This is a genomic window from Fulvivirga aurantia (genome assembly GCF_009711475.1).
GTDB classification, from domain to species: Bacteria; Bacteroidota; Bacteroidia; order Cytophagales; family Cyclobacteriaceae; genus Fulvivirga; species Fulvivirga aurantia.
The window spans coordinates 1-11,004 of record NZ_SMMD01000846.1; the positions used below are offsets into that span (position 1 = coordinate 1).

Annotated in this window: 6 protein-coding genes; 3 read left to right on the plus strand and 3 right to left on the minus strand. The window is 40.5% G+C overall.

Going from position 1 to position 11,004, the window contains the following annotated elements; translation table 11 throughout:
- Positions 1-32 precede the first annotated feature (32 nt).
- The 3 genes from E1176_RS12605 to E1176_RS12615 all read left to right on the plus strand — a co-directional run bounded on the left by E1176_RS12605 (position 33) and on the right by E1176_RS12615 (position 6,895).
- Positions 33-4,850, plus strand: a complete 4,818-nt coding sequence (locus E1176_RS12605; RefSeq protein ID WP_155210992.1) for a hypothetical protein — start codon at positions 33-35, stop codon at positions 4,848-4,850.
- A gap of 96 nt (positions 4,851-4,946) precedes the next feature.
- A complete protein-coding gene (gene plsY / locus E1176_RS12610) occupies positions 4,947-5,603 on the plus strand; it encodes a glycerol-3-phosphate 1-O-acyltransferase PlsY (protein WP_155210993.1) in 657 nt (218 codons plus the stop codon).
- A gap of 155 nt (positions 5,604-5,758) precedes the next feature.
- Positions 5,759-6,895, plus strand: coding sequence for a DUF2911 domain-containing protein (locus tag E1176_RS12615; protein WP_155210994.1), 1,137 nt, complete (start codon positions 5,759-5,761; stop codon positions 6,893-6,895).
- On the opposite strand, the gene E1176_RS12620 is transcribed toward E1176_RS12615, so the two are convergent.
- Genes E1176_RS12620 through recJ form a run of 3 tightly spaced genes read right to left on the minus strand, consistent with a single transcriptional unit; the run spans position 6,892 to position 10,926 of the window.
- Complete coding sequence (locus tag E1176_RS12620) at positions 6,892-8,412, minus strand: GH3 auxin-responsive promoter family protein (RefSeq protein WP_484494457.1); 1,521 nt, start codon at positions 8,410-8,412, stop codon at positions 6,892-6,894. The two genes, E1176_RS12615 and E1176_RS12620, sit on opposite strands and share 4 nt — an antisense overlap.
- Before the next feature lie 60 nt (positions 8,413-8,472).
- Positions 8,473-9,204 carry an LPS export ABC transporter ATP-binding protein gene (lptB, locus tag E1176_RS12625; protein WP_155210996.1) on the minus strand — a complete coding sequence of 244 codons (732 nt, stop codon included), beginning with the start codon at positions 9,202-9,204 and terminating at the stop codon, positions 8,473-8,475.
- Positions 9,205-9,219: 15 nt separating this feature from the next.
- Complete coding sequence (gene recJ / locus E1176_RS12630) at positions 9,220-10,926, minus strand: single-stranded-DNA-specific exonuclease RecJ (RefSeq protein WP_155210997.1); 1,707 nt, start codon at positions 10,924-10,926, stop codon at positions 9,220-9,222.
- Positions 10,927-11,004: the final 78 nt, after the last annotated feature.

An 11,004-nucleotide genomic window follows, 5' to 3' on the forward strand; every position in this document is an offset into this window, starting at 1 on the left:
TATACATTTTGCTTTTTATAGCATCACCCTTTATGGCTTTTAGCCAGGGAGATATTCTGCCTGATGACCCGACCATTTTTGCTGACTCTGTAAATACCATACTTACCGCAACACGCAATGAAGGTGCCTTAGAGGTTGCAGAAAACTTCTCAATGGCATGGCAGAGCCTGGATCAATCCCAGCAAACTAAAGTAATCGCTCAATCCAAGTCACTTTTAGCTAAAGGATACAAGGTAAGGCCAGCATTAGTCGCCTATCTTAAATCTATAGCTAATGCAATAAATAAAGAAGGCCTGGAGAGTAATAAATTGACCGAATACCTCAATATGACAGCAAGTGTCATTGAGAATCAGAATAGGGAAGGTGTGCTTAATTATTTAAGGACTATGAATGCCTTCTTTTCGCACCGGGCTTTGTATCACGCCAATTCAAACAAATTATTTGTACTCAACGACAGCTACTCTTTTGAGTATGTTGCCACGGAAGTTCCTGTGGAAGAAATACCAGAGGTAGTAGAAGAGCAACCTGCCGATGATGAGTGGGCTGATGAAGATACCTGGGAGGAAGAGGACGATTGGGAGGATGATGACTGGGAGGATGATGATTGGGATGACGAAGACGATTGGGAAGAAGACGACTGGGAAGATGATGATTGGGATACTGAGTGGACTGATGAAGAATCTTCTGACGAGGATATGCTTGCGGCTGTAACTGGTGGCAATGTTTTACCGGTTATTAGTGGCCCCGTAATCCGTTTCGAAAAGGTTGATCTAAATTTCGTTACTCCATATGACTCTGTATTTATTTCAGGCGGCAAGGGTGATTTTCTTATAGCTACAAATCAGTTTGTTGGTGCTGGCGGCCGATTCGATTGGTCAATGGCAGGACTAAGCTCAGATAGCGTATTTGCCACCTTTACTGATTACAGTTTCAATACTACAAAGCCTTACTTAAAAGCCGAATCAGCTAAACTCACCTATAAAGGAAAAGTCAAAGACCCTGTTGACGGTGCCTTTGAGTACCGAAGTGTGAGGCATGACACCACAACCACCAGCACCTATCCAAGGTTTGAATCTTACTATGCAAACATCAGGCTTCAGGATCTCGGTCAGGACTTGATCTATAAGGGTGGCTTTTCTATGAGAGGAAGTAAAATTCTTAGTACATCGATACTCGGTGGTACCTCAATGATAGAAGTGCAAAATAAACCTGCTAAGCTTTTTAGAGCCAGAGCCAAAGTCTTTGAGTTTAAGGACTCAACTATTCGAACAGAGAGAGCATCTTTGGTCATCTATCAGGGCAATGACTCAATTTATCATCCATCAGTTAGGCTTAAATACGATTACAATTCCAAACAGCTGGTTGTGCAAAAAGACAAAGGCCCGTTTAAAGACACTCCCTTCACTTCTACTTTCTTTAATGTAGATTTTACCGCAGATATTATCCGTTGGGATCTTAAGTCTGACAGTCTTGATGCCTCAATCTTAGGCGCCAGGAGAATGGTGCCATCGGTAATTGAGTCTGCCGAGCATTACAGCTATGAAGATTATCGATCTCTGGGTGATAAACTTTATAACTTCAACCCGCTTTCACTGGTCGTTTATTATGCCAATAAAGAAGGTACCGATGAGTTTTACGTGAGTGATCTGGCAAAATCATTTAGAAAAGACGAGAAAATCATTCGGGGGGCCATGGTATTTTTGGCTAGAAAAGGACTTATAGGGTTTGATGCTAAAAATGACCTGGTCACAGTAAAACAGAAAGCGCATCACTTATACAATTCAAAGGCTGGTAAAACCGATTATGATGATATAATCTTAGCCTCGGTTACTCACACAGATCCTAACATTACGCTCAACTTTAAAGAACGTAAACTAAAAATAAGGGGTGTTGAGCAGTTTAAAGTAAGTGATTCATTAAATGTGATGATTGAGCCTGATAGCAGCGAAATTACATTTTTACAGGATCGTGACTTCTCATTTAACGGGAAAGTAAGAGCCGGTAATTTTGAATACATTGGCCGTAATTTTACTTTTAAATACGACAGCTTTCTTATCTATCTCAATGAAATTGACTCCATCCAGTTTTATGTTGGCAAGGGAAATAATCCAAGTAAAAAAGTAGATAACACGCTTGTTTCTACAGACTCAGTAAGTGCCGGAGATGTGGGCAACAACCTACAAAGCAGCTCCGGAACCTTATATATCAATAAGCCTTCTAACAAATCTGGAAAAGTAAAGAATACCAACTTCCCTAAGTTTGACTCTAAAAAAGGTGCTGTCGTTTATTTTGACAGACCTAATGTACTGGCTGGTGCTTACGATCGATCCGTGTATTTCATGGTCCCTCCTTTCGATCTGGACAGTCTGGGAGATTCCGATCCTTCCACCATTGGTTTTGAGGGCTCGTTTATATCCAGTGGTATGTTTCCAGTTTTTGAAGAAAAGCTGAGTATCATGGAAGACAACTCTTTAGGTTTTTACCATAAAGTACCCCCTGAAGGATACCAATTATACGAGGGAGAAGGTACCTTTTATGACGACCTGAAGCTCGACAAAGGTGGTTTACGCGGGAGCGGGACAATTGACTTCCTTACTACCACCATGTTTTCTGATGATTTTATATTCTACCCCGACTCGGTCGTGGCTACAGGAAAAAACTTTAGCATGAGAGAAGAAGATTATGGAGGCATAATTTTCCCTCAAGCCAATCTGTCGGACTTTAAAATGAAATGGCTGCCAAAGAAAGACAGCATGTATATCTCCAATATAGAGGAGCCCTTACATTTCTATGATGAAACGGCTGCTCTTGATGGTACAGCGATTATTTCCAACTCAGGAGTGTATGGAAAAGGCAAATTACTTACTCGTGGGTCGGTCTCAGAGTCTAATGAAATGACTTTCGAAAAAGATCGGTTTAGTGCTCGACATGCTCAATTTGAACTGGAATCTGAAAACCCGGATAAACCCGCGCTTTATGGTGATGATGTGAGGCTTGCCTTTAACCTGGAGCAAAATTATGCGGTTATAAGTCCTGAGGTTGAAGGAGAGGCAGCAATCGCCTTCCCGTTTGCGCAATTCAAAACATCTATTACTCAAGCTCGCTGGGATCTGATTGATGAAAAAATCACCATGTCGAAGCCGGAAGATGTTCCTCTGGAAAGCTCTTATTTCTATACTACCAGAGAAGACCTGGATTCACTACGTTTCAATGCCACTGAAGCCGAATATGATATCAACACTTCCGAATTAAAGGTCAGTGGTATTCCATTTATCGTAGTTGCAGATGCTAAAATCACCCCTGAAAACAACGAGGTTTTGATTTTAGAAAACTCAAGAATAGGTACGCTTACAAACACAACCATTATTTTAGATACACTCAACGAATACCACCGCTTGACAGAAGGTGTGATTGATATAAAAAGTAGAAATGAATTTAGCGGGTATGCTACCTATCAGTTTGTAAACGCACTGAATGACACCCTTCCGATAAAAGTAGAGGACTTCAGGTTGGAAGAAGTACCAGTACCAGGCTCAAGAAAAGGTGAGACAGAACGACATACAGTGGCTAATGGTTCAATTAGTGAAACTCAAAATATTGTAATCAGTCCATCGATGTTTTACAAGGGCGACATGACACTTTACGCTCATAAGCCTGCCATGCAATTAGACGGCTTTATCAAGCTAGACTTAAATAGAGCGGGTTACAACACGTGGATTGAGCACTCCAGCACCGGTGACCAGAAAGAGGTAATGATCAACTTTGACAAAGCCCTTACCGAGGATGGTCGCAGACTTGAAGCTGGCATTAACTTTTCTGCTGGTGATAATAGCCTTTACACTACTTTTATTGAAGAAAAATATACACCGGACGATGAAGATTTCTTTACCCCTTCTGGTATGCTGTTTTTTGATCAGGAAAAAAACCAGTATGTGATAGAAGATTCTTTAAAAGCAGCTGGTAAGTCATTAGCAGGAAAAATTTTCAGATTTAACGATGATACTGGTTATGTAGAATTCGAAGGCCCGGTAAACTTTGTCAATCCAGCGAAAGATGTAAATGTAAATGCCGCAGCTATAGGTGTAGGCAACAATGAAAGAAGCGAGTTCAGTCTCAACACTTTCATTACTTTAAACTTTGAGCCAGTCCCTTCTCAGGCCTTCGATTTGATGGCTGCTGACATGATTGATGTTATTAACAATTTAGGTGCTCCTGAAGGGCTGGGAGATCAAACACAACTACTTTACAAACTGGCAGATATAGCAGGAGAAAGAGTTGCAAGAGAGTATGAAGAACGCTCGATGTTGGATTATGTGCCTTTGGGTGAGATGTCTAAGCAATCTTCTATGCCATTGACTTTTGCCAATGTAGATTTCAAATATTCTTCAGACTATCAGGCGTTTTACAGTGAAGGCAAGCTGGGGTTATCTAACATCAATCGGTATGATCTCAACGCTGCTTTTGACGGCTTTTTTGAAATAAAGAAAAATGAAGCAGGTGGGCCGGTGCTCAATTTATTTGTAAAAGCTTCTGCTGCTTCATGGTTCTACTTCAGTCTGGAAGATAGTCGTTTGCTTGTGTATTCGTCTAATAACAATTTCAATGATGTTATTAGCAAAAAAAGTAATGGGTCTAAGGCTAAGCTAGGTGACCTTATATTTGCTCCTGCCAGTAAAGCAGAAGTTCTGAATTATATCAATCGCTTCAGGTTGCAATATTATGGCATTGATGATATTTACGAACTTGACGCTGAAATTGAAGACCCTGTTGACGACCCCAATGCTCAGGATGGATTCGGTGGTACAGAAGACGAAGATGATGGCTTCGAGGATGATGACGATGGCTTCTGATTTCCAAAATTGTACTAAAAAACGTATTTTTGAACTCTTAGTTTAAGAAGTGAGTTATTTACTTACTTCTTTTTTTTCGTACTAATTAAATATTGAATGAATTTAGTTGCAGTAGGAATAGCGGCAGTAGTAGCATATTTTTTAGGGTCTGTACCAACAGCAGTATGGTTTGGAAAGGCTTTTTACAATACAGATGTGCGCGAGCACGGCAGCGGCAATCCTGGGGCAACAAATACATTTAGAGTACTTGGTAAAAAAGCTGGTACTATTGTTATGCTGGCCGATATCACAAAGGGTATGTTGGCAGCTTCTATAGCAGTAATCCTTATGAATCTTGGTTACATAGAAGAGTCATACCTGGTAACTGCAAAGCTTATACTCGGTATCGTAGCGGTAACAGGTCACATCTTTTCTGCATTTATAAACTTTAAAGGTGGCAAAGGAGTAGCTACTTTGTTGGGTATGATGGTAGCGGTACACTACGAAGTTGCGCTGGTTTGTATAGCGGTTTTTCTAATTACCCTCATTATTTCAAAGTACGTATCGTTGGCCTCTATTATAGGAACGCTTACATTCCCTAGTCTTTTAGTATTCGTTCCAAGGTTTAAGTCTAGCGAGCCATTGCTAATTATCTTCGGCTTCTTCTTGTTTATCGTAATCGTATGGACACACCATAAAAACATAAGAAGGATAGTAGAGGGAGAAGAAAACAAAACCTACCTGCTCAAATCGAGCAAGAAAGACAATTCCTAATACCCCAATTTGGGCTTTATTTTTTCTGAAACAGACCATTTATCATGATAAATGTGATAGTTGTGTAATGGAATGAACTCCTCTTTACTGTCTTCGTAATTAGAGATAGAAGAATCAGAGCTTACCAAAAACAACCTTTCACTAAAATTACTATCATGAAATTGAGACAATCTACCTATTCGATTGCCCTGACAATTCTATGCCTCTTTATAGGCACAACAGTGTTTGCTCAGGGAGTAACATTACCAAGAGCCAGTGCTCAGGCCACAGTAAAACAGACTGTAGGTATTTCTGAAATCACTGTAAACTACAGCCGACCCAATGTGATAAGCCCACAAGGACAAGACCGATCGGGCGATATTTGGGGGAATGTAGTCCCCTACGGGTATAATAACTTAGGTTTTGGCACTGCCACAGAAGCACCATGGAGAGCCGGTGCTAATGAAAATACAACTATAAGCCTATCTCATGATGCACAGATAGGAGGTAAAGAACTATCAGCTGGTACATACGGGTTACATATAGCGGTGATGGAAGATGGGAATGCCACAGTGATTTTTAATAAGAAAACCAGTGCCTGGGGAAGTTATTTTTATGACAAAGCAGATGATGCATTGCGTGTAGAGGTAGAAACTGTGGAAATTCCTCAAACCAACCTACTGACTTATAATTTCATTGCTGTGAGCAACAATGAAGCTACTCTTGCACTTGATTGGGAAAAAAAGCGTATCCCAGTGACAATAGCTTTTGATACTCCGGAAATCGTGTATCAGAATTTACAGGCAGAGTTAGAATCTAGCCCGGGCTTTAACCTCACTTCCTGGACTGCTGCAGCTAATTATCTCGTGAGTAATAATGTGCATCTGGAAGAAGCACTAACATATGCTAATAACGCAGTAGAAGGGCAGTTTTACAGTCAAAAAAACTTCCAAACATTACAGACTAAGGCTTCTGTATTATCAGCCATGGGTAAAACTGATGAAGCTCAATCAGTAATGGAAGAGGCCTTGAAAGACCCTTCAGCTACAATCAACAACTACTATAATTATGGGCGATTACTCATAGGGCAGGATCAGGATGCAGAGGCCTTAGAGATCTTTAAGAAAGCTAACAAAAGATGGCCTGACCACTGGTTGGCTCCTCATGGTTTGGCCAGAGGCTATTCGGCCAATGGCGACATCACTAAAGCATTAAAATATGAAAAAACAGCATATGAGAAAGCGCCAGAAAACAGCAAGCAATTTTTAGCTGCTTATTTGCAAACCCTGGAGGAAGGTAAAGACTTTAATTAAGCCCTGAGCATATTCAGGATATCATCAATGTGCTCCCGGTTATTGGATAATCGGGGCACTTTATTTTGTCCACCCAGCTTATCTCTTTTTTTCATCCAATTGTAAAACGTACCCTGACTTACATGATGAACTATAGGTGGCTGTAGTGCCATATCTTTATATCGCTTGGCGTCATAATCAGAGTTAATCTCTCTAAGCGTAATATCCAGTACCTCATCAAATCTCCGCTGATCGTTAGGTGGCTGTTTAAACTCAACGATCCACTCATGTCCACCGCGATTACCTTCGTCAAAATACACAGGAGCTGCCGTAAAATTATCAATTATTGCTTCAGTTGCCTCACAAGCTTTGGTTATTGCTGATTCTGCATTTTCAATAATTACCTCTTCTCCGAAAGCGTTAATAAAATGCTTCGTCCTTCCAGAAATCTTAATTCTATATGGATCAATCGAGGTAAACTTGATGGTATCGCCAATATTGTACCTCCACAAACCAGCGTTTGTAGAAATAAGCATGGCGTAATTTTTACCTAGTTCTACCTCATGTAATCCTATTGTTTTAGGGTGCTCTTCATGAATCTCTTCAGACGGAATAAATTCGTAGAAGATACCATAATCGAGCATGAGGAGCAGTTCGGTACTGTCTTTTTGATCTTGTATGCCAAAAAACCCTTCAGATGCATTGTAGGTCTCTACATAGCTCATTTTCTCAGAAGGAATTAGCTTTTTAAAAAGCTCCCGATAAGGCCCGAAAGCAACTGCACCATGAAAGAAAACCTCCAGATTTGGCCATACGTCAAGAATGTTATCTTTACCTGTAAGCTCCATCACTTTTTGAATGAGTAGAATAGTCCAGGTAGGTACACCAGCAAAGTTAGTCACATTTTCTTCTGATGTAACAAGGGCCATTTTTTCAATCTTCTCTTCCCATTTATCCATGAGCGCTACATCCAGTTTTGGCGTACGGATGAGCTGTGCCCATAATGGTAGGTTCTGCATGATTACTGCAGATACATCTCCATAATATGAGTTTTCATTGGGGTCGTATTCATTGATTTGGTGACTGCCACCAATCGTCAAACCTTTCCCAGTAAACATCTTCGTTTCAGGATAATTGTTGACGTAGATAGAGATAAGGTCTTTCCCTCCTTTGAAATGGCAATCATCTAAAGCTTCCTGAGAAACAGGGATGAATTTACTCCGTGCATTGGTTGTACCAGATGATTTGGCAAACCAGGTAACTTCAGAAGGCCATAAGATATTTTGCTCACCTCGCATGAGGCGCTCTATATATGGGTAGAGCTGCTCGTAAGAGTGGGTAGGTACTTTCTCTTTATATTGCTCGTAATTGGATATTTCTGCAAACCCATATTTCTTGCCAAACTCCGTATTTTTAGCTTCGCTAACCAGGCGTTTAAAAAGCTCCTCCTGTACATCATGCGGGTACTTCATAAAAAGCTCCATCTGATGAATTCGCTTTTTCATTACCCAGGTTAATATGGAGTTGAGTATATCCAATGTAGTTCTTTTCTAATTTATGAAATTATCAATTTACACAACATTGCCGAATCGCAAAGGTTAAATTTTTCGCTTCAATTCAAAGCTTTGCCCGAGGTAAACTCGTCTTACCTGCTCATCTGCAGCAAGGTCTTCAGCAGATCCTGCTTTAAGTAGCTTTCCTTCAAACATAAGATAGGCTCTATCTGTAATCGAAAGTGTTTCGTTTACATTGTGGTCGGTAATGAGGATACCAATATTTTTTTCTTTAAGCTTGGCTACAATAGTCTGAATTTCCTCAACAGCAATTGGGTCTACACCTGCAAATGGCTCATCTAGTAAAACAAAGTTAGGGTCAACGGCCAGTGCTCGCGCAATTTCGGTTCTTCTTCTTTCTCCACCTGAGAGTACCACGCCCAGGTTTTTTCTCACATGCGTAAGACTAAATTCTTCCAGAAGTGCTTCCATCTTTTCTTTCTGCTCTTTCTTCGGAATATTACGCATTTCCAATACCGCCATGATGTTTTCCTCTACGGTAAGCTTTCTAAAAACGGAAGCCTCCTGCGCCAGATAACCAATGCCGAGCTTAGCTCTACGGTACATTGGTAAGTCTGTGATATTTTCACCATCTAAGAAAATTTCTCCCTCATTGGGTTTAATAAGACCTACAATCATGTAGAAGGTTGTTGTCTTACCGGCTCCATTAGGCCCTAACAGTCCTACAATTTCACCTTGTTCTACCTGTACAGATACATGGTTTACAACCGTTCTCTTTTTATATTTCTTTACTAAATTCTCAGACCTTAAAATCATAATGAGCAAAAATAACTAATCAAATTTGATATCCTTTACATTTAACTGAATAGAAGTCATACCTCTAAAATGGTTTTCCTCAATAGTAAAGACCATTTTAAACAGCACGCCATCTGCCAGTTTCTTCTCGATAGGAGCAAGATTAAAGCCAATTACTTCAAACTTCTTATCACGATCTACTTGCTGCGCAGTAAATTTTAAATGTTTGCCTTTAATCAGCTTAATATGTCCATACACAAACACGTTCTCAGCCATAAACACTGGTTTAGGATTGGCTGGCCCAAATGGCTCCATTTGATCTAAAACACTGAAAAAATTAGCCGTGATTTGGTCAAAATCGATAACCGTGTCTATCTCTATTTGAGGTGTGAGTAATTCTTCCGGAATACTCCCGGAAACAACCTCCTCAAACTTTTCCTGAAACAACGGCACTTTGTCAACATCCATGGTAAGTCCAGCGGCATACATGTGGCCACCAAACTGATCGAGCAAATCGCTACATTGTGAGATGGCCTCATAGACATCAAAACCGGGAACAGACCTTGCAGATCCGGTAGCCTTGTTGTTAGATTCTGTAAGAATAATTGTGGGTCGGTGAAATTTTTCGATACATCGGGAAGCCACGATGCCTATTACACCTTTGTGCCAGCTATTATTAAATAAAACAGTGCTTTTTGCGATTTTTAGATTATCGCTTTCTTCTATCATAGCCAAGGCCTCTTGCGTAATGGAAGAGTCAAAATCTCTGCGTTGATTGTTTTTAAGGTTGAGCTTATCGCAAAAATGATAGGCCTCCTCCTCAGACTCTGACAAAAGCATATGTACAGAGGTTTTTGCATGGTCAATTCTTCCGGCAGCATTTATACGTGGTGCGAGCCCGAAGACTATCCCCGTAATGGTTACTTTTTTAGGTACTCCTGCCAACCGCATCAATGCTTTCAGCCCCGGCTTTGGAGAATCCATCAGCTTTTTTATGCCGTAATAGGCCAGCACTCTATTTTCTCCATCGATAGGTACTATGTCTGAGGCGATACTCACAGCCACCAAGTCAAGAAAATCAAACGGGTCAATCTTCAGCTCAGGATACTTTTTTGAAAGGGCTTGCAATAGCTTAAATCCAATGCCACAACCTGGTAATTCTTTATAAGGGTACTCGCAATCGGCACGTTTGGGATCAAGTAATGCAATGGCTGGGGGCAGCTCATCTCCGGGTCGGTGGTGGTCACAGATTACGAAATCAATGCCATTGTCCCGAGCATAGCTTATCAGTTCAACTGATTTAATTCCACAGTCTAATGCTACGATAAGAGAATATCCATTTTCTATGGCAAAATCGATGCCTTGCTTAGAAATACCGTAGCCTTCTTTATACCGATCAGGTATATAAAAGTCTGAGCGATGGTAGAATTTATTTATAGCACCAAAAAATAGGGCTACTGAAGTAGTACCATCTACATCGTAATCACCATAAACCAATATTTTTTCCTGCCCTTGAATGGCTTCGTACACCCGATCGACAGCCGCATGCATATCGGCCATAAGAAAAGGATCATGAAGCATCGAAAGCTTGGGTCTAAAAAAAGCTTTAGCCTCATCGAATGAGGTCTTTCCGCGTTGTGCCAAAATAGATGCTATTGGCTGACTCACGTTAATACTTTCACACAGTACTTTGACAACCTCCTCTTCCGGAGGGTCATTTATAAGCCATCGTTTTTCAAGCATGATACACCAATTATTTCTTTCCCAAACCCTTACAATGGTAAGTATAAACTATATGGTAGAATTCTCAAAAATAAAGAA

Coding starts and splice junctions, on each gene's coding strand:
- plsY (WP_155210993.1), top strand. CDS start 4,947: ATGAATTTAGTTGCAGTAGGAATAGCGGCAGTAGTAGCATATTTTTTA.
- E1176_RS12615 (WP_155210994.1), top strand. CDS start 5,759: ATGAAATTGAGACAATCTACCTATTCGATTGCCCTGACAATTCTATGC.
- E1176_RS12605 (WP_155210992.1), top strand. CDS start 33: ATGGCTTTTAGCCAGGGAGATATTCTGCCTGATGACCCGACCATTTTT.
- lptB (WP_155210996.1), bottom strand. CDS start 9,204: ATGATTTTAAGGTCTGAGAATTTAGTAAAGAAATATAAAAAGAGAACG.
- recJ (WP_155210997.1), bottom strand. CDS start 10,926: ATGCTTGAAAAACGATGGCTTATAAATGACCCTCCGGAAGAGGAGGTT.